Origin of the sequence: Reinekea marina (assembly GCF_030409715.1) — a bacterium.
Classification (GTDB): domain Bacteria; phylum Pseudomonadota; class Gammaproteobacteria; order Pseudomonadales; family Natronospirillaceae; genus Reinekea; species Reinekea marina.
Genome location: NZ_JAUFQI010000001.1, coordinates 1,948,601 through 1,967,500, shown reverse-complemented (window position 1 = coordinate 1,967,500; position 18,900 = coordinate 1,948,601). Strand labels below are relative to the sequence as shown.

16 protein-coding genes (1 of these 16 running past the window's edge) are annotated in these 18,900 nt (G+C 40.2%); 6 read left to right on the top strand and 10 right to left on the bottom strand.

The genetic code is table 11. The annotated features are described in order from the left end of the window. Nucleotides 1-1,933, bottom strand: partial view of a T6SS phospholipase effector Tle1-like catalytic domain-containing protein gene (locus QWZ13_RS10440; protein ID WP_290281721.1) — the 5' portion only. 278 nt of this gene lie to the left of the window's left edge; only the first 1,933 of its 2,211 coding nucleotides appear in the window; it begins with the start codon at nt 1,931-1,933; its stop codon lies off the left edge, out of view. Between the two features lie 107 nt (nt 1,934-2,040). Continuing rightward, nucleotides 2,041-3,405, bottom strand: a complete 1,365-nt coding sequence (locus tag QWZ13_RS10435; RefSeq protein WP_290281720.1) for a phosphohexomutase domain-containing protein — start codon at nt 3,403-3,405, stop codon at nt 2,041-2,043. A 211-nt stretch (nt 3,406-3,616) separates the two neighbouring features. Here QWZ13_RS10435 and QWZ13_RS10430 point away from each other — a divergent pair, with 211 nt between their 5' ends. Then, complete coding sequence (locus QWZ13_RS10430) at nt 3,617-4,744, top strand: Wzz/FepE/Etk N-terminal domain-containing protein (RefSeq protein ID WP_290281719.1); 1,128 nt, start codon at nt 3,617-3,619, stop codon at nt 4,742-4,744. Between the two features lie 3 nt (nt 4,745-4,747). Continuing rightward, nucleotides 4,748-5,446: a putative nucleotide-diphospho-sugar transferase gene (locus QWZ13_RS10425; RefSeq protein WP_290281718.1), complete on the top strand. Its 699-nt coding sequence runs from the start codon at nt 4,748-4,750 to the stop codon at nt 5,444-5,446. Between the two features lie 98 nt (nt 5,447-5,544). Here the strand turns inward: QWZ13_RS10425 and QWZ13_RS10420 are convergent, their stop codons facing one another. Continuing rightward, nucleotides 5,545-6,462: a WaaZ-like lipopolysaccharide core biosynthesis protein gene (locus QWZ13_RS10420; protein ID WP_290281717.1), complete on the bottom strand. Its 918-nt coding sequence runs from the start codon at nt 6,460-6,462 to the stop codon at nt 5,545-5,547. Between the two features lie 69 nt (nt 6,463-6,531). On the opposite strand from QWZ13_RS10420, the gene QWZ13_RS10415 reads away from it, so the two are divergent. From QWZ13_RS10415 to lptG, 4 genes are read left to right on the top strand one after another with little or no spacing between them, the layout of a single operon-like run. Continuing rightward, nucleotides 6,532-7,380 carry a glycosyltransferase family A protein gene (locus QWZ13_RS10415; RefSeq protein WP_290281716.1) on the top strand — a complete coding sequence of 283 codons (849 nt, stop codon included), beginning with the start codon at nt 6,532-6,534 and terminating at the stop codon, nt 7,378-7,380. Beyond that, nucleotides 7,373-8,752 carry an O-antigen ligase family protein gene (locus QWZ13_RS10410; RefSeq protein WP_290281715.1) on the top strand — a complete coding sequence of 460 codons (1,380 nt, stop codon included), beginning with the start codon at nt 7,373-7,375 and terminating at the stop codon, nt 8,750-8,752. The genes QWZ13_RS10415 and QWZ13_RS10410 overlap by 8 nt, the downstream gene beginning before the upstream one ends. After that, nucleotides 8,749-9,837, top strand: a complete 1,089-nt coding sequence (lptF, locus tag QWZ13_RS10405; RefSeq protein ID WP_290281714.1) for an LPS export ABC transporter permease LptF — start codon at nt 8,749-8,751, stop codon at nt 9,835-9,837. Before QWZ13_RS10410 ends, lptF begins: the two co-directional genes overlap by 4 nt. Next, nucleotides 9,834-10,892: an LPS export ABC transporter permease LptG gene (gene lptG, locus QWZ13_RS10400; RefSeq protein WP_290281713.1), complete on the top strand. Its 1,059-nt coding sequence runs from the start codon at nt 9,834-9,836 to the stop codon at nt 10,890-10,892. The genes lptF and lptG overlap by 4 nt, the downstream gene beginning before the upstream one ends. 3 nt (nt 10,893-10,895) lie before the next feature. Here the strand turns inward: lptG and QWZ13_RS10395 are convergent, their stop codons facing one another. Genes QWZ13_RS10395 through QWZ13_RS10365 form a run of 7 tightly spaced genes read right to left on the bottom strand, consistent with a single transcriptional unit; the run spans nt 10,896 to nt 18,793 of the window. After that, entirely contained in the window at nt 10,896-12,791 is a 1,896-nt protein-coding gene (locus QWZ13_RS10395; protein ID WP_290281712.1) for a polysaccharide biosynthesis protein, read from the bottom strand. Next, the gene (locus tag QWZ13_RS10390; RefSeq protein ID WP_290281711.1) at nt 12,788-13,339 is read right to left on the bottom strand and encodes a sugar transferase; all 552 of its coding nucleotides are present in this window, start codon (nt 13,337-13,339) and stop codon (nt 12,788-12,790) included. Before QWZ13_RS10390 ends, QWZ13_RS10395 begins: the two co-directional genes overlap by 4 nt. 1 nt (nt 13,340) lies before the next feature. Beyond that, complete coding sequence (locus tag QWZ13_RS10385; RefSeq protein ID WP_290281710.1) at nt 13,341-14,285, bottom strand: UDP-glucose 4-epimerase family protein; 945 nt, start codon at nt 14,283-14,285, stop codon at nt 13,341-13,343. Beyond that, nucleotides 14,275-15,456 carry a glycosyltransferase family protein gene (locus QWZ13_RS10380; RefSeq protein WP_290281709.1) on the bottom strand — a complete coding sequence of 394 codons (1,182 nt, stop codon included), beginning with the start codon at nt 15,454-15,456 and terminating at the stop codon, nt 14,275-14,277. The genes QWZ13_RS10385 and QWZ13_RS10380 overlap by 11 nt, the downstream gene beginning before the upstream one ends. Beyond that, on the bottom strand, nt 15,456-16,592 hold the full coding sequence (gene wecB / locus QWZ13_RS10375; protein ID WP_290281708.1) for a non-hydrolyzing UDP-N-acetylglucosamine 2-epimerase: 1,137 nt from the start codon (nt 16,590-16,592) through the stop codon (nt 15,456-15,458). The genes QWZ13_RS10380 and wecB overlap by 1 nt, the downstream gene beginning before the upstream one ends. Before the next feature lie 33 nt (nt 16,593-16,625). After that, a complete protein-coding gene (wbjC, locus tag QWZ13_RS10370; protein ID WP_290281707.1) occupies nt 16,626-17,756 on the bottom strand; it encodes a UDP-2-acetamido-2,6-beta-L-arabino-hexul-4-ose reductase in 1,131 nt (376 codons plus the stop codon). A gap of 2 nt (nt 17,757-17,758) precedes the next feature. After that, entirely contained in the window at nt 17,759-18,793 is a 1,035-nt protein-coding gene (locus QWZ13_RS10365) for a polysaccharide biosynthesis protein (RefSeq protein WP_290281706.1), read from the bottom strand. Nucleotides 18,794-18,900 lie beyond the last annotated feature (107 nt).

Sequence of the window (18,900 nt, the reverse complement as noted above, 5' to 3'; positions counted from 1 at the left end):
GAGCATGCTGATACATTTTATCTAATGCATAGTGCTCAAGTTTTGGGTTAATGGCTCGTATTAGAGTGATTTCTACGTGAATATTAATTGCACTTCCATTCTCATTCAGTTTTTCTTTGCGTTTCACATTAAATTCACCACCCCATGAGGCATAGTTTTCTTTCACTTTAGCTATTTTCGTAACTACTTTGCGTTCCGCTTTACGTTTTGATTTTTGATTGTCTTTTAAATAACCAACTAAAAATCTAGACAGCGTTGCTGTTTTAGGGTGCTCCGCAAGCGCCTGACCACCACCAATATCTGCATGGGCTCCGGGAATGTATTCTTCTTTAAAATTATGCGGGGTCAACTGACCGGGTTTCGATTTAATACTGCTCAAGGGAAAGTATGCCCTTTGCTCATGTAACGCGCACAACTGATAGACAGCATTGGCACTGCTAAAATCTAAATTTAAGTTATACGGGCAGTTAAACTTGTCTCCAGGTATACCTACCGACCCTACAGTTTCGAATAAGCCTAAAAATCGAAAATTAATACGATCTAATTCTAGAAGCTGGTCGGGTAGCCCACCTGCCTCTGTTCGCTTGTTAAAATCATTTATGAATGCACGAGCGCTTGCAGCTCCACGACTGTATCCGAAGACATCAATCTGTAAATTTAGGACTTCGAATTCAGTACATTTAATAGTACTAAGGAACTTAACTAGACGGCTGTAGGCCTCTTCCATTCGAACCTTCATTCCATAACCAAATGCCTGCGCCAGCTTTTCCTTCCAACCGGGAGCGACGTCTTGGCAGATTTTGACCTCGTTCTCAACATCTACCGTACCAATACCGTCTATATAGTGGCGTCCAACTCCTGTGGCCATACTTGGCTTATAACACTCATAAAGCTTCGCTATATTTGAAGGCTCAAACTCATCCGTTTCACAATGTTTGTCGGCGTTGTAATTCTTCCCCGTTCCGTCAAAAAAGAGCCCGAACTGTAAGGTTTTTGAGCCCAATATTTTTATATTTTGGCTTGTTACTGTTTCACCAGATTGGGCCGTTATCGTGTAATCGCCAGGCAATAACTCTACATCGAGCTGCCAATCTATAACCTCATCTTTATGCTTTCCCTCAAAAACAAAGCTATGATCCCCAGAAACCGGACCATGCCATGATAGCCTGACAAACTTGGCATTTTGAGCATGGCCATGCAAGTTTAGTTTCCAGCCATGCTGTATGCGTACTTTGTTACCCGCTCTAGGAAGGTTTTTGTTTGAATAAAATGTATCAAAACCAAATAACCCACGAGCATCTTGGTGACCACGAGTTGCCATGGCCACTGAACTAGGGGTGTCGCCTTCTTGCCAAGCATAATCTTTAATATTGGGAATAACGTTTTTCCCACCCTTGGTTAAAACAGAGGCCCCCCGATTAGCTATGGAGACTTGAGGCACATCGCCTGATTGAGTTGATAAATGTACATTAGTACTGCGTAACTTTTCGCTACCCCAGTTTTGGGCAATTTTTTTAGCAAAGCTACTTTGCAAGGCACTTTCAGAATGCACATACGTACTCTCTGCCTCACCATTAACTTCTTGTAAGGCGTGCAATGGGATAAGTGCGATCGATTCTGACGTATATCTATGTGAGAAATGAGTCTCTTTAACCCATTTTCGACCTGTTTTCACCCATATGTCTAACAAAGGGTTATTGCGAAAAGAGTTCAATTGGTCCTTTTCAACTTTGCACAAAGGCTTACTATCAGCTCTGTAATGCTGTTGAATGTGGTGAGGTAATTGCCGATAGGCAATAAAAGACAAAGGCAATAATGTTGGCTTTTTGGTCTTTTTTGCAATCGCTTCAGTGATGAGCTCTGATTGCAAATCGAATGAAATTTCACTGTCCATTTCATTACCTATCCTTGGTAATTTAAAAGTAACGGCCATCCTGACAGCGTGAGGCTGAACGTCAAGAGTGTAAGCTTTTTACTGCAAATACGGTCACAAAAAAGCCGCTTTAGCGCGGCTTTTTCTCGTTTTTAAATATTTAGTGCCTATTGGCGGATGAGCGCTAACAGCTCTTGGGTTTTTTCATCCATTAAATCGCGATCGCCTCGTGTTTCTACGTTTAGCCTAATTACTGGCTCGGTATTTGATTTACGCAAGTTAAAGCGCCAATCGGCAAATTCAACAGAAAGCCCGTCTACCTTTTCAACGCTAATAGCGCCTTCTTTATATTCGCTTTCTACTCGGCTCATTGCTTCATCGGCATCGGCTACTTTGCTGTTAATTTCACCAGGGCTTGGGAATTTGGCCATACGCTCTTCTACTAAGGCTTTCAATGTAGTTTGCTTACGGCTGAGCAAATCAATAATAAGCAACCAAGGGATCATACCGCTATCGGCATAGGCGAAATCTTTAAAGTAATGGTGCGCACTCATTTCGCCACCGTATACGGCATCTTCTTTACGCATACGCTCTTTAATAAAGGCATGCCCCGATACCGATTGAATAGCCTCACCGCCGGCCCCTTCTACAATTTCAACCGTGTTCCAAGTTAAACGAGGGTCATAAACAATTTTAGCGCCTGGCTTTTGTACCAAAAAGGCTTCTGCCAATAAGCCTACTATATAATAGCCTTCGATAAAGTTGGCATCTTCATCCCAAAAGAAGCAACGATCAAAATCACCATCCCAGGCTATGCCCATATCGGCATTGTGCTCTTTAACGGCTTTACCCGTTACTGGCTGCTGTTCGTGCAACAACGGGTTAGGAATACCATTTGGAAAAGCTGCATTTGGCTCGTGATTCACCTTAATAAACTCGATGGGTGCACCCTTTGCCTTTAAGGCTGCTTCAATAGCATCTAGAGTAGGGCCCGCCGCGCCATTCCCTGCATTCACCACCAACTTCATGGGTTTCAAGCCAGAGACATCAAGGTAGGTCATTAAATGCTCTACATAGGCAGCACGGTTATCAATAACCGTCAACTCGCCTGGCTGCTCGGCTTTTTCGGAATAGGACTCTTTTTCGGCCATGGCTTTAATATCAGCCAAGCCGGTATCGGCCGAAATGGGCTTCGCATCTTCGCGCACCATTTTCATGCCATTGTAATTAATGGGGTTATGGCTGGCAGTAACCATGCAACCGCCTTCAGCATTCAAAAATTTAGTCGCGAAATAAACTTCTTCGGTTCCGCACATGCCTAAATCGACTACATCTGCGCCGAAATCTAATACGCCTTGCGCGAAGGCATCTTTCAACTCTGGTGATGTTTCGCGTACATCCCACCCTACAACCACCTTTTTAGGTTTTAAGAATGTCGCAAATGCGCGGCCAATTCGGTAGGCAATCTCTGTGTTAAGTTCGGTGCCTAGCTGCCCACGAATGTCGTACGCTTTAAAACAAGTCAGTTCCATTAGGAGTCCTTTAGGGTTTGCTTCTAAATTTTGGTGCGCAAATAATATAGATTAATTTACATAACGCCTGCAAGTCTAACACTGAATGAGGTTGATTTAGGTCATTTCAAGTAATTCTTTCGAACATAAAAGCATTAAGTTCGAGAGTGCTTTTCCTGCAAACACACACTATGGTATCTTACGCTTTTTAAATTACAGTGAAGTATATTAAATGTCTCAACAAGATTTAGCCCATTTACGCCCTGAACCGCACTCCGATGAAATCGATCTAGGCGAATTAATCCGCAACTTATTAGCACAATGGAAGCTCATATGCGGTATCACTTTTTTGGGCGCTGTTATGGGCGTAGCAATCGCATTGGCTTTGCCAAAAGAGTATCGAGTGGAAGCAGTTTTTGAGAAACCTAGCACTAAGCATATTCAACCACTACTTGCTCAAAACCTTATACCTTTAAGCCGCCAGACTATTTTGGGTGGCTTTTTAAAGAACCTTCAATCGCGTGAATTAATTGAGCAAGCCTTAGAAGCTCACAACGCTCTAGTAGATGATAAAGGTGAACCGTTAACGGCTGAACAGCGTTTTACCATCGTTTCTAACATTGCCAATAGCATTCGTATAGCCCCAGCCACCTATGACTTTATTGAAGAAATTAAAGGTTTAGAAGCTGAATTTGATGAAATTTCATTCAGTATTTTATCTAGCAATCCTAGCCAAACCGCACTTTGGATGAACGAACTATTAACTCTGGCGAGCAATAAAACCACTGCCGACTTTGCGAATGATATTAACGGCCAACGCAATATTGAAATTGCTTTACTGCAAACTGAACTGAACGAACTAAAAGGCACTGCTATTGCGGAGCGTGAGCAGAAAATAGAACACCTTAAAGCCGCCCTAGCCATTGCTACCGAGCTTAATATTCAAGAGCCAACTTCTTGGAGCGCTTTAGTACACGGAAACGGCAATGTTCAGCTATTAAATGAGCAACCGCAGAAAGAAGAAGACTTTTTAAAAGGTACAAGAGTATTAAAAGCTGAACTTTCTGTACTGCAAAACAGCCCAATTATGTTGGGTGATTTGCAAAAAGTGACCGCTGAAGTAGATAAAAGAACAATCACTACAATAAGCCCAAATACCATTAAAGGCCAAATAGCCACACTTGAAGGTTTTGCTTTAGATACCGCTAACATTGCCTATGTGCAGCCCAGCGTACAAGCACTGGTACCCGCAACGGCTGAAAAGCCTAACCGTAAGCTAATCGCTATTGCAGCAACTGTGCTAGCAGGGTTCTTCGGGTTGTTTATTGCTTTGATTCGCTTAGCAATACGGAAAGACTAAATCATGAGAGTAGTTGGCTATTACACAACAGACACAACCTATAAAGACCATGTTGAATTACTCAAAAAGTCTTTGGAGCGATTTAAGGTAGAGTACGACTTTATTGAAATTGCCCCTGCCGATTGGTTAAAAGCTACGGCCTTTAAACCTACCGCTATTTTAGAGTTAATGGAGAAGCATCAAGAATCCGTACTTTATTTAGATGTCGATTCTGTTATACATGAAAACGTAGAAAAGTATTTTGAAACTTTAGATGCAGACATAGCAGCTCATTATAAAGATGAAAATGAATTAATCAGTAGCACCGTTTATTTAAACTATAATGAACAAATTCTAGAGCTGTTGCGTACTTGGCGCGACCAAATGGTAAAAACACCCGAGATATGGGACCAAAAAGTACTGCAAAACCTACTTGAAAGCCCTCAATTTAAACACCTACGGTTGTTTAAGTTGCCGCCCTCCTATACCTATATTTTTGACCTTACTAAAAAGACACACCCCAACTTAAAACCCGTAATAGAGCAGCTTCAAGCCAGCCGCGAAGCGCGCCATGCCAAAGTTATGGCTACAGCAAAATATAAACGCTGGTCAAAATTTGGTTTATACCCTCGCTCAACCCACAGAATGCGCTCAAGAAGAAAACGCCTAGAAGAGCTGAGCAAAGAATACAACGTTAAATTTACCTACAGCTACACCCCATAAAACCAACATTTAAAGCAGCCCTCTCAAACACAACCACACTGAGAGGGTCTGATTCTTTTGACGCTACTTAAAGCTCGCAGCTAAAAACATTACCGCCCCTACTTCGTCAAACAATCTGAATAAGGTATTAAGCTTCTAGGGATAATTGAGGTATGGCTGCAATTATAAACCTGCATATTAAACTCTTCTGCGGTTTGCATCGTTAGCTCTAAGGCTGGCAATATGCGTGCTTCATAAGCGTTTTGAAGCCCTGTCCAAGCGGCGTTATCTTTAGTTTCATAGAAGCGGGGTTGGTCAAAGTTTGTAAGATCGAACCCAACTAAATACAGTTCTTTAACCCTTAAATGGAACGCCATTTGAATACCGCAATACATAACGGTACCGCAGCCGAAGTGGCCTTCATTTAAATCTAGGCTTAGCTTGGCATTGCTTGATTTGCGGTAGCTATTGACGGGTGCACTTGCAACTGAGCGTTTTGGTGAGCCATATGGGGTTTCAAATCCATCTATGAGCATTAAATTAAAGTGCTTTAACCCTTCTACACCGGCTACTACGCCTAGCGCATGCATAGCACTTGCCACCAAGCAAAGACGAGTTCCCTTAGGTAAGGCCAACAACATTTCAAACCGCTCATAAATAAAGCGAGCGTCTTCTACCATCACAGCTAAAGGTGTTGAAATTTTATTGTCTAACACTAATTGAACGGCACCATTCACTAAAACGCACTGGCCCCCATCTAGGTTATTAAATTGCTGGTCGCTGATCGATGGTCCAGTTGCAATGGAATACAGGTTATCAGGTGCTTGCAATCGTAGGTTATTCCAACTATCCGTTTCACTAATGAAGCCGCCTTTCCAATATACTTTCCAGATATCATTCACTGGCTCAAGTTTTAAATAAGGTTGAGAAAGAGCCATATGTTTAAACGATTTAGGTGTAAACAGTTTAAACATAACCCTTCTAAATTGAATATACGGCTCGAATTTACGGTATCTTGTACGTTTCTTATTGATCATAACTATTCGAACCTTGCGCCCATACTCTGTTGCCCATTACACTATGCTTTTTATCTGCCGTAGCTAACTATGAAATTAAAGGAATATCCTAAAAGCCTGTATTCTAGCCTTAAATTAATGCTGACACCCATTAAAAAATTAGGAGAGGGTTCAAGCTCGGCAAGTCTACCTGTTATAGTGACACTAACCAGTATTCCAAGCCGTCTTACCGTATTGAGCATTACCATTCGAAGCTTGCTTAATCAGTCTGTTCGGCCAGAAAAAATCATTTTATGGTTAAATTCAAACCTTAAAAATAACATCCCCAACTCGTTACGTAAGTTAGAGAGCTCGCATTTTGAAATCAGGTTTAAACCAGGCACAAGTTCGCACAGAAAACTAGTATTTGCCTTAACTGAATACCCAAACCACACGTTAGTCACTTGTGACGATGACTTAATATACCCGGTTGACTGGTTAGAACGCTTACTCAATGAGCATAAGCTTCACCCAAATAAGGTTATAGCGCACGAGTGCAGAAATATTGCGTACGAAACGAACGGTAAATTGCTTCCCTATAAATATTGGAAAAGTGCTCAGCCAGGCGAATCTACGCCTAATACCCTTGCAATAGGCTACGGGGGTACTTTATACCCACCTAATGCGCTAGATGGTGAAACCGTTAATCAAGAGCTATTTTTACAGCTTACTCCGAAAGCCGATGACCTTTGGTTTAAAGCTATGGCGTTAAGAAAAGGCACGGCGGTTTACAGAAGCCAAGCACCCACCCCAAAGCCAATCCCAATTGCCTTCAGTCAAAAGATAGCCCTTGGCCATACCAACATCAAACAAGATGGAAACCGCAGCCAATGGCAAGCACTAGTAGACTATTATCACTTCCCGACGAATGCCAAAGACACAGAACAAACACATGACTAACGCAGATAATTTAAACCGTGCACAGTTAAGTGCATTAAATGTGAATCGATGGTTTCCAGCGAGTTATGATCGCGGCCCTAACATCATGGTGTGGGTCGCCTTGCTTGCCTGTTTTACGACAGCATTTATAAAAATATGGACGCCAACGTCATTAAACCGTTGGCCAGAGGCCATAGCTACACTTTTATTTTTGTACCCACTCATTAAACAATGGAGGTCCTTTAAAAAACAACCCCTCATAATTTTAATGATCATTGCAATTATGGCCCCTATTATTTTTTTTGGAATCAACTATCTTCAAAATGCTGAGCAAGCCAAAAAATACGCACTTTTTGAACCGCTTAGCCGTATCTACTTGTTTATACCTATAGCCTGGTGGCTAGGTGGAAACTTGCGAACCATTTATATTTTTCTTGGGCTTGCGCTAGCAGGGCTTATGTATGCTTGTTTATTAGACCCTAATTTTTTTCAAACGGTTCGGCTTTTGTTCCAAGGTCATCGAGTAGACTTTAATATCTTAAACGCCCAGCACGCTGCATTATTTTTTAGCATTTCATTTATTGGGTTAATAAGCAGTGTTTTAGTAGCTGCACGAATTAAACCTCGTTTACTAAAAATATTTTCAATACTAATGCTTATTTCATTATCAGTTCTCTGTTTTATTGCACTCATTGGCACGCAGACTCGTGCAGCACTTTTAGCGTTAGCTATTTGCTTCTGTTATCTAATAGTAACCTTAACAATAAAGATTGTGCGCAAAAGAATTATCAATTTAACCAAACCCATCATAGCTGGGGTTTTTAGTGGTTTGTTGCTTACCATTACTTCCGCAGTATTCACTTACGCAAAATTTGGTGATTCCATAAAAACAAGAATTCTAAGTGAAAATCAAACGATTCAAGCATTGTTAGATCGTGACTGGAATAATATTCCTTACTCAAGCTTAGGTATAAGAGTAAATACGTGGATATTAGCTGGCGAAATGATTAGCGAAAAACCGTTGATTGGTTATGGTGCTAAAGTGAGGCTAAGTGCTATTCAAGAATCCGACTTCCCTTCTTTTATAAAACAAAGTTTTGGTCACTTTCATAACAGCTATATTGAGTTTACCTTAGGGTTTGGTTTACTAGGGCTTTTTATTGCATTGGCGCCGTTCTACTTTATTGTTAAGTATTCAAGTATCGCGAATATAGGGCTTAGTGCGTTTTCAGTTTATGGTCTAATTGTATTTAGCGTGATGAACTTTTTTGAATCTTACTTGTTTTTCTGGATGGGTCCGTTTATTTGCTTAATTTTATGCTCACCCATTTTAAGCCAAGCATTTGATTCTCATTACCCGTGCAATGGCAAAAGGCATGAAAAAATACAATGACAAGTAGAATGGTTTTAGCAAAGTACATTAGCAAACAGGTGTTAATGCCCACCGCCGCGGTTACTTCAGTGGCACTTCTATTGTTTACATCAACTCGTTTTGTTCGAATTTTAGAAGATACAAATGGTACTGAGCTATTCAGTGACCTTTTGTACATACTTGTACTGAGCGTTCCAAGCTACTTTGTTGAGGTACTTCCGTTAGGGCTATTTTTAGGGGTTTTATTAGGCATCGGCCAAATGTATGCCGAACATGAGATGACGGCAATTCTCTCAACGGGCATTCCCTTTACGCGTATAAGAAACACACTTCTGTTTCTTGGCTTTGTTGGTTGTGTAATGTTATGGGGAATCACTTTATTTATAGCCCCTTCTACAAGCAAAGTAGCCCTAGAGCACCAACGAGAAATATCCAATCGTAACCCATTTGACCTACTAAAAGCTGGTGAGTTTAACCAACTGGGTTCTTCCGATGATGTTTTTTATTTAGAAAATGCGCAAACAACCGGTAACCCGATTGAAAATATTTTTATGGCACAGCCGTCGAAAGGTATTTTTATTTGGAGTGATAGTGGCGAGCTAATTAATATCAATGGACAGCGCTACTTTAAACTAGAAAATGGCACTTTACTTGAGGGTATATTCGATTCAACTCAATCTAATTATACAACTTTCCAACGGTACGCATTTTTATTACCCGAGGTAGGTGAAAAGCGTTACCGCTTGCAGTCGGCCACCATGACAAATAGAGAACTTATTGAATCTAAAAGGCAGTGGGAGCTCACTGAATTTTTATACCGAATTGGGTACCCTCCTATAATGATTGTAATGGCCATGCTTGGTTTATCATTTGCAAAAACCAACCCAAGGGAAGGTAAGTTTAAAATGCTGTTGCCTGCCCTACTTTGCTACAGCTTTTACACTCTTATGCTCAGCGCAAGCATTAGACCAGTTTACCGAGGTGAGGCAAGCTTTTTCCAAGTATACTGGTGGGTTCATTTATTGTTCTTATTTATAGCCTTTGCCATACATTATGCTGGCTACTGGAAATTTAGAAATAAAGTAGTTAAGGGCAGCCGTTCATGACCGTTATTAACAAACATATTTTTAAAATTCAGTTTTTATCGGTTGCAGTTGCCTTCTTAGGTATGGGGCTCATAGATATAGTTCTAGCCAGCTTAAATGAATTAAACTATAGAACCAATGAAACCTATACTGCCAGCCCTGCCATACAATACGTATTGTATACAGCGCCCGCACGGCTATATGTATATTCCCCATACATCATTTTAATTGGAGTTTTGTTTGCCACTGGGCAAATGGCTAACGATAGAGAGCTGGTAATTTACGAATCAGCTACTTTAATGAAAATGCAAATTGTAAAAAAAATCCTAATTGCCCCAATTGTTTGGACATGCCTTTTTTTCGCATTTGGAGAAACCATCGCGCCATATTACGAGTTAAAAGCAAAAGAAATACGAGACTTAGCGGCATCTAAAACCAGCACTCAATATGGCGTATGGCATAAAGACCAAAATAGCTTCTATTTTTTTAATGCATTAGACCAAAATGGAAAAGTAACCGGCGGTTACCGTATAGAAAGCAGCCGGTCAGATGCAAAGCCCGTTACCACTAAATTTAACAGCCTCGTATATGTTGGCGAGGGTGTATGGCAGGCCAATGGTACGTTAGATAAAATTCATACAGAAACTGGCGTCGAGAAAGTGGAAGCGGAAATTCAACACTGGTCGATGCAAGTGACCCCAAAGCTTCTATTAACTAAAACTAACAGCGGATTAAACTTATCACTTTTTACCCTTTTTACTTATACTCGGTATCTAAGTGAACAAGGATTAAACAATAACCAGTACGCATTGAAGTTTTGGCAAAAAATAGTTCAGCCACTGCTTACCCTATCTTTAGTTTGCTTAGGCATCACATTTATTTTTGGCCCCCTCAGAGAGTCTAGTATGGGCGCTAGAGTATTCTCTGGGTTAATGGTGAGCTTAGTTTTAAATATTATTCAATCAGTTTTAAGCCCGCTGGCACTGTCTTTTGCAATACCCACCTACTACGTAGCACTAACACCACTTTTAATAGTTATTTTGCTTAATATCGTGTTGTTACTTAAAGCGAAATAGTGACTATTGTAATAAATCAACTAATTCAGAGTTTGGTTTAAACCCACTCACTACCTTTTCTAATACTGTACGTGCCTGTTTAGCATCAAAGCTGAGTTCTGCACGTTCAAACGCACTTAAGCTACTTTCAATTTCACTTATATCAACAAATATTTCATTTGCTCGAAGTATTTTAGGGTGCTCGGTACCAATCACTGACTCCCCAATTAACAATTCTTCGAACAGCTTTTCGCCTGGACGCAGCCCGGTAAACTCAACTGCAATATCGCCTTCGGGGTTATCATCGTTTTTCACTTCAAAGCCGCTGAGTTCAATCATTCTATGGGCTAAATCTAAAATTTTAACTGATGCGCCCATATCTAATACAAATACATCGCCGCCCTTCGCCATTGCACCTGCTTGAATAACCAACTGAGATGCTTCTGGAATGGTCATAAAAAAACGAGTAATATCGGGGTGGGTGACGGTAACAGGCCCGCCTGCCGCGATTTGCTTACGAAACAAGGGCACAACTGAGCCAGAGGACCCTAATACGTTACCAAAGCGAACCATGCTGAATATTGTGCTAGATTGCTGTGCTAAGTTTTGAATAACTTGCTCTGCTAAGCGCTTTGTAGCGCCCATAACATTTGTGGGGCGTACGGCTTTATCGGTTGATATTAAAACAAAATGGTTAACATGAAGCTTATGGGCTGCCTCGGCAACCGTTTTAGTGCCTACCACGTTATTACGAATACCTTCAAATATATTATGTTCCACTAAGGGAACATGTTTAAACGCAGCGGCATGATAAATTGTATTTACATTGTATTTTGCAATAACGCCTTCCACTCGATTAGCATTGCATACCGATCCAAGTATTGGCAACAGTTTAATATTTAGATTGCTTTTTGCTATTTCTTTTAACAACTCACGCTCTATTGCGTATAAAGAGAATTCGTTTAGTTCAAAAAGTATTAATTTATTTGGGTTGGCTTGTATAACCTGCCGGCAAATTTCAGAACCAATAGAGCCCCCTGCACCCGTTACCATTACCACTTTATTTTTGATACAGGCTTCAAAGAGTTCTTTTTTGGGTGGGACAGGATCCCGCCCCAACAGGTCTTCCAATTCTACTTCTTGAAGCTGATCTACCGTGGCAAGCCCTGCAACAATATCGGGCATGGCAGGTATAGTTTGAACATGAACGGGGAATGGTTCTAACTTATCCAGAATAACCTTACGTTCTTTTTTAGTTGCCCGTGGTACAGCCAGCAATACCCGTTTAATATTCATGCTTTTAAAAATTTCATCCATTGATTCAGGGCAATACACTGAAATACCATGGACTGAATGCCCCCACAGCTGGGGGTTATCATCAAGAAAGGCAACGGGTAGGTACTCTTTTCCCTTTTGCAATGAAGACACTAACTGCATGCCAGAGTCACCTGCGCCATAAATAACAACCGGCTCGCGGCTTGCAAAGTTTACGTTTACCCAATTATAAAGCCAGCGAACTACTAACCGGCTACCACCCACCAAAACCATTAATACTAATGCAAAAATAATAGGGATTGATCTAGGAAAGCCAGGTTCACGCGAGATAAACACTAAAGACCAAACCACAAAGGACATTAACACAGAGCCATTTAATACTGCATACAGCGCTTTACTGCCAATGTAGCGAATAATAGCCCTATACAAGCCTAGCCGAGCAAATATAAGTATGGCCGTTGGAATAACTGCTACAAACAGCCACCAAAATTGTGAAATATGAGTGTTAGGCCATAAAGTACCTAAGCGCAATGAAAAAGCAGCCCAAAGAGAAATAGGTAGAATTGCAATATCGGCTAGTACCATGATCCATTTTTTATGGATGCGTTTTAGCTCGGTGTATTTAGCAGTGAGTTTTGCTTTCACTTAATTACCCTATCACCAGAACCTTGGCCAACTAACGTTTTTAAAATATATTCAAAATAGCTTTTTAGATTTAAACTTCTAATCATTTTTGCATCTGTTTCAGCCAACAACTTAGGTATAGACATATCAATATCATTTATTTGGGCCAATCCAGTGATACCAGGGCGAGCGCTATAAACTCCTAGGGCTTCACGCTCTTGAATAAGTTCTAACTGATTAAATAAATTTGGGCGCGGACCTACTAAGCTCATATCACCTTTTAGAACATTCCAAAGCTGGGGTAACTCATCTAACTTGGTTTTACGCAAAAAACCGCCCATTTTAGTAATAGAGGCTGTACTGGCTAGATGGCTAGCTACCGAGGCAGTATCAACAGACATAGTTCTAAACTTAACCAAAATAAATGGATTTTTATGACGACCCACTCGTTCTTGTTTAAAAACTGGCGAGCCAGTATCAAATAGACCTATTACATAAATAACAAGGAGCACAGGCGCACCACAAACTAAACCAATAAATGAAAACACAATATCTAAAAAACGTAACACGCTAGTTCCTTTTACTTTGAAAATCTAGAACAGTTTTATTAATACCTTCTTCCGCACTATAAGGCGGCTTCCAACCTAATAATACACCAGCTTTAGATGAATTCACCTGTAAATCACCAAATAGGCGATCTACGACACTACTTTTACCGATTAGCTTTCCTGCTATTCTAAAAAGGCGTACTGGGAATGGTAATAACCAACTGGGTTTACCCAGTGCTTTACGAATATAGCTAATTAAGGTTCGAAGGGACAAATCTTCCCCGTCTGACACTAAAAAAGTTTCATTAGCGGCTGCTGGGTGTGAAAGACAAAGGGATATAAAGTCTACCAAGTTACCCATATAAACCATACTTCGCCTGTTGTTTGCTGCCCCAAACGGTAGCGGAATGGGCAAATTAGAAAGCCTAACCAACCTTAAAAAATTAGCTTTAACACCAGGGCCGTATACTAAGGGTGGACGAATAATAACAAGCTCCATATCGCTTTCATGTGCAATTTCTTTAAGCAACTTCTCAGCTTCGAGCTTAGATTGACCATAAGCATCTTCTGGAGCTGGAAGCAAATCTTCGGTGTAGGGCTGTGAACCCGTCGTGCATTCACCTGAAACTTTAACAGAGCTAATAAAAATAAACCGTTTTACACCTGCCGCAATAGCTTGTTTCGCAAGATTTGCACTGCCTTCTACATTTACTTTGCGATATTCAGCTAATGGATTGACAGATTCGTCGTTCATTAAGTGTGCTCGAGCAGCACAGTGAATTATGGTGTCTACATCCGCCAAACAGTCCTTGTAATTCTCCGTACTAGTTAATTCTTTGATATAGAAACTAGGCAGATTTAAACGATTTACTCGACCAGTTAAAACAAGATTTTTCTCCGTTAAATTATTAGCCACTGCGGAACCTAAAAAACCAGAGGCCCCAGTAATTAAAATTTTACTTCTCATAGGCACTCCTCTCTAAATTTATAAGCTTAGTAAGTTTCTTAATAAAAACCGCAAAGCTTAACTTGCTTTTCAGCTCTTCACGCTCAATATTGAAAATACTGTAATCTATTCCTCCCTTTTCAACCTGTTGAAAAAACTTGAATAGTGAATCCGCATCAGCTGGAATAATACTTCCGAGCTTATTTTCAGAAACCCATTCTGCGACACTGGTGTGCTCACCACAAATAGCCGCAATAAAGGCTCCTGAAAAAACATATGAAGATGATTTACTTGGAAATGCAAACCTTGTCACTTCGTCTTCAATTGGCAGCAAAGCCCAAGTAAATGTAGAACTTAATTTAGCTGCTTCCTCCGAAGAAATTTGGCCTAAATATTCCACATTTGGATATTTTTTTGCTAAATCTCTTAAACTTTGGGCATATACACCGGCACCTGCGAATACAAATGGTAGTTTACCACCATTGTCACAATATCTACTGATAGAAGATATGAGCAATGGGATTCTTTGTAAGCGCCCTGCGTTTCCACAAAATGTAAATCCTAGTTTCTTTGATTGAGATAAACTACTTTGCTCAAATGAAACAGAAGGGTTTGAGAGAATAGCGATTGGCTTTATTGTATGAGATCTCGTTCTTATTTCTTCCCTCATTTCAGTTGTAATTGTTATTAATAGATCAGCCTGACGTATAACAAGAGAATCTATGCCCTTTAGAGCATTGAACATAAACTTATTTACTGGAATGACTACGTCTGCTGCTTCAGGGTGAATATCTTGTATGTGATAAATGAATTTTGACGATGAGAATTTGCAATAAACCATTACTATAAAGGGGACCAATACAGGCGGGTCTGTTGAAACATAAACCTTAGTTGGTCTTTTCCATATCAAAACAAGCAACACCCAGACCATAAAAAAAATCGCGTCTAGAACACGTCTTATTACGCCGCTTCCAGACACAGACCATGCCTTGCATGGAAAAAACCTTACCCCATCACCGCGTTTATGTTTTAACAACTGAGATCGAATATTTGCATGATCTTGCATTATAACGCAAATATTAGAATGAAAAGACTCACGCTCAGCATACCTAAGAAGCGCCTCTCCTATAACGGGGTAAACAGGCCAAAAGCTACGATTAATAATCGCAATCTTCTCTTTCTTATCTGACATTAATACTGCTTCCACACATTGCGCAATACATAATCACGATAACTATGCACAATACGTACAACCTTATCAGACACGTTAGGCATACTATAATCTGCTACTAACCTTAAGTTACGCTCCTCTCCGCCTAGCTGGCTCTCAAGTATTTGAAGTGCTTGCATAACACGTTCAGCTTCTAAACCAACCATCATCACTGAAGCCTCCTCCATTCCCTCTGGTCGCTCATGTGCTTCTCGTAGGTTAAGGGCAGGAAAGTTCAAAATAGATGATTCTTCGTTAATAGTACCACTGTCAGATAGAGCGGCTTTAGAAGAAAGCTGAAGCTTGTTATAGTCTTTAAACCCTAATGGCTTCAGTAAACGTACATTTTCATGAAACTCAATACCAAGTGCATCAACTCGCTTTTGAGTTCTTGGATGAGTAGAAACAATTACAGGGTAACCGTATTGATCAGCTACTGTATTCAGCACATCAACTAACTTGTAAAAGTTTTTATCTGATTCAATATTTTCTTCACGGTGAGCACTAACGACAAAAAACTTACCTGCCTCTAAACCTAACTGATCAAGAACATCTGAATTATCTATTCCTTCACGATAATAATTCAAAACCTCAAACATTGGACTGCCCGTTTTTATCACCAAATCTGGCGATAGGCCTTCACGTAATAAATAATCTCGGGCAATTGTGCTATAGGTTAAATTAATATCAGCCGTATGGTCGACAATTCTGCGGTTAATCTCTTCAGGAACGCGCATATCAAAGCAGCGATTACCGGCTTCCATATGAAAGGTTGGAATCTTGCGTCGCTTAGCTGGAATCACAGCCATACAGCTGTTGGTATCTCCCAGAACTAACAAAGCATCTGGCTTAACATCAGCTAATACTGTATCAACAGCAATAATCACATTACCAATGGTTTCAGCACCACTGGCACCAGCAGCATTTAAAAAATGATCTGGCTTGCGAATGCCTAAATCTTGGAAAAATATTTCATTTAATTCAAAGTCGTAGTTTTGACCGGTATGAATCAATATATGTTCGCAATATTCATCTAACTTAGCCATTACTCGTGCTAAACGAATAATTTCAGGGCGTGTTCCTACTACAGTAGCAACCTTCATTTTCCTAATAGACATAAAACTTTATCCGTTTAATAATAACTGTAATTCTTAGGCTTCTGTGCCAACAGGTTTAGCGTAAGTGTCTGGGTTTTCACGATCAAAAATTTCATTGGCCCATAGCATAACGACCATTTCATCGTCGCCAACGTTAGTTATATCGTGAGTCCAGCCTGTTACCGTTTCAACAATCTCTGGCTGTCCGCCATCGGTGTGTAATTCATAAAACTCGCCGGTAAACATGTGACGAAAACGGAAACAAGCTTTGCCCTTTATGACTAAAAACTTTTCCGTTTTTGAATGGTGGTAATGCCCGCCACGAGTTATACCTGGATGCGCAGTAAAGAAAGAGAATTGCCCAGCTTCTTTGGTTTTAAGCATTTCAACAAACACACCGCGTTCGTCACCATACTTAGGGACTTGATAACTAAACTGCTTAGGTTTTAGATAGCTTACATAAGTAGAATACAACGCTCGAACTAAACCAGAGCCAACATTTTCAGTTATTAACGTATCGCGACTTTCTTTAAATGATTGTATTTGAGCGGCTAATTCCCCAACTGTAATCTGATATTTCTGCACTACTTCTACAAAATTGCTACCTATATTTGTACCAGCAATCTGGCCATCCATTACTTGTAAGAATGAAGAAATAACATCATCAATATAAACAAGATTAATTTTGGCAGCAGGGTCATTTACCTGAATAGGTAAACCCTGTGAAATATTATGGCAAAAGGTCGCAACTACTGAGTTGTAGTTTGGGCGTGCCCACTTACCAAACACATTAGCCAAACGAAAAATAAATACCGGTGAACCACTCTTATCGGCATGATCTAGCAATATGTTTTCAGCTCCACGCTTACTATCACCGTATGGATTTTCAACAGCGGCCTGAATAGAGGAGCTATAAATAATAGGGATACTCTTACCAGCGTTTTGTAACGCTAAACATAATGCTTCTGTTAAATCAGTATTACCCTGTTTAAATTCAGCAGGATTCTCTGGGCGATTAATACCCGCAAGATGAAAAACAACATCAACATCAGAAATTAAATTTTCAAGATCAGAAATATCATGCTCGCGAGTATAACAGCTTACTTCAACATCAACACGCTCAGACAAATGCAGCTGAAGATTCTTGCCTACAAATCCGTTTGCACCCGTTATTAAGACTTTCATAACTATTCCTCTGCCGCAATATTTTCGCCACGCTTAATAGCAGGCATAAAAGTCAACTTCATCAGCAATTCCTTCATACCTTCGACATCTAATCGCTTTGTATTGTGTGAGTTATAATCCTCAGTTATCGAGATCTTTTCTTCTCCTTGCTCAACAAATTTACCATAATTAAGATCGCGTAAATCTGGAGGAACTCGATAATAGTCACCTAAGTCTTCTGCACAAACCATTTCTTCACGGCTTAAAAGTGCCTCATAGAGCTTTTCACCATGGCGAGTACCAATAATATTTATCTCGTGCCCTGGCTTACCTACAATTTGAGTTAATGCTTTAGCTAATACTTCAACAGTGGCACCTGGTGCTTTCTGAACAAACAAATCACCGTTGTTACCATTTTCAAACGCGTATAAAACGAGATCAACCGCATCGGCTAGCGTCATCATGAAACGTGTCATATTCGGGTCAGTAATAGTTAACGGCTTATCTGCACGTATTTGCTCTACAAACAATGGAATAACAGAACCACGCGATGCCATCACGTTACCGTAACGAGTACCGCAAATTACTGTTTTAGTTTCATCTACATTACGAGACTTCGCCACCATGACTTTTTCCATCATGGCTTTAGATATTCCCATTGCGTTTATCGGGTAGACAGCTTTATCGGTACTTAAACAAACAACACGTTTCACTTGGTTTTGAATCGCGGCTTCAAGTACGTTTTCTGTACCAAGAACGTTGGTTTTAACCGCTTCCATTGGATGAAATTCACAAGAAGGTACTTGCTTCAAAGCCGCCGCGTGGAAAATATAATCAACACCTCGGGTTGCATTTAAAATACTTTGATAGTCTCGCACATCACCAATATAGAACTTTAACTTAGGGTTTGAGAAACGCTTACGCATATCATCTTGTTTTTTCTCATCACGCGAAAAAATACGAATTTCCGCAATGGTGGAATCTAAAAAGCCTTTGAGAACAGCGTTTCCAAAGGAACCTGTACCACCCGTGATTAACAATGTTTTGCCAGTAAACATAAAATTCACCTTTTATATATAATTTAGAATAAAACTAAAAAGTTCTATGAAAGTAGATTAATTTTATAAACAACATATCCTCAACACACCTTTCCAATAGAACCTTC

What these genes read in the sequence shown, in the direction of transcription:
- QWZ13_RS10365 (WP_290281706.1), bottom strand. Translation starts at nt 18,793, where the DNA reads ATGTTTACTGGCAAAACATTGTTAATCACGGGTGGTACAGGTTCCTTT.
- lptG (WP_290281713.1), top strand. Translation starts at nt 9,834, where the DNA reads ATGACCGTTATTAACAAACATATTTTTAAAATTCAGTTTTTATCGGTT.
- wbjC (WP_290281707.1), bottom strand. Translation starts at nt 17,756, where the DNA reads ATGAAAGTCTTAATAACGGGTGCAAACGGATTTGTAGGCAAGAATCTT.
- QWZ13_RS10410 (WP_290281715.1), top strand. Translation starts at nt 7,373, where the DNA reads ATGACTAACGCAGATAATTTAAACCGTGCACAGTTAAGTGCATTAAAT.
- QWZ13_RS10420 (WP_290281717.1), bottom strand. Translation starts at nt 6,462, where the DNA reads ATGATCAATAAGAAACGTACAAGATACCGTAAATTCGAGCCGTATATT.
- QWZ13_RS10425 (WP_290281718.1), top strand. Translation starts at nt 4,748, where the DNA reads ATGAGAGTAGTTGGCTATTACACAACAGACACAACCTATAAAGACCAT.
- QWZ13_RS10435 (WP_290281720.1), bottom strand. Translation starts at nt 3,405, where the DNA reads ATGGAACTGACTTGTTTTAAAGCGTACGACATTCGTGGGCAGCTAGGC.
- wecB (WP_290281708.1), bottom strand. Translation starts at nt 16,592, where the DNA reads ATGTCTATTAGGAAAATGAAGGTTGCTACTGTAGTAGGAACACGCCCT.
- QWZ13_RS10415 (WP_290281716.1), top strand. Translation starts at nt 6,532, where the DNA reads ATGAAATTAAAGGAATATCCTAAAAGCCTGTATTCTAGCCTTAAATTA.
- QWZ13_RS10430 (WP_290281719.1), top strand. Translation starts at nt 3,617, where the DNA reads ATGTCTCAACAAGATTTAGCCCATTTACGCCCTGAACCGCACTCCGAT.
- lptF (WP_290281714.1), top strand. Translation starts at nt 8,749, where the DNA reads ATGACAAGTAGAATGGTTTTAGCAAAGTACATTAGCAAACAGGTGTTA.
- QWZ13_RS10385 (WP_290281710.1), bottom strand. Translation starts at nt 14,285, where the DNA reads ATGAGAAGTAAAATTTTAATTACTGGGGCCTCTGGTTTTTTAGGTTCC.
- QWZ13_RS10380 (WP_290281709.1), bottom strand. Translation starts at nt 15,456, where the DNA reads ATGTCAGATAAGAAAGAGAAGATTGCGATTATTAATCGTAGCTTTTGG.